This window comes from Bacillus cereus group sp. BfR-BA-01379, from assembly GCF_022663605.1.
Classification (GTDB): Bacteria; Bacillota; Bacilli; order Bacillales; family Bacillaceae_G; genus Bacillus_A; species Bacillus_A mobilis.
The window spans coordinates 1-296 of sequence record NZ_JAKUFT010000237.1 but is presented as its reverse complement, the minus strand read 5'-3'; the positions used below and the strand labels follow the sequence as shown (position 1 = coordinate 296).

Genomic DNA, 296 nt, shown 5'->3' with positions numbered 1-296 from the left:
TGTGATCTGCTTGAATGTTGTTCGCATCGGTATTCATTTTGTCTATGAATGACGAGCCGATGTTATTAGCCTTTTCCCAGTCTTTAACTTTAAAGCTATATACACTCATCTGTTTTGAAATGGGTGATAATGCCTCTACATTTTCATCAGATAATACGAGTAATTGTGAGATTAACCTATTTGGGAATGGGTTATAACTTTTATATTCTTTTATGTGTAATTGCAAAGAATTTTGGTTTAGCGTAAGAGTATTTCTCGTTTTTTGATCATGAAGTGTTTCAAAAACTTGATTATCT

1 pseudogene is annotated in these 296 nt (G+C 32.1%); it reads right to left on the bottom strand.

The features are described from left to right. Positions 1-296, bottom strand: a pseudogene (locus MR113_RS27635) (ABC transporter permease); the annotation flags it as partial.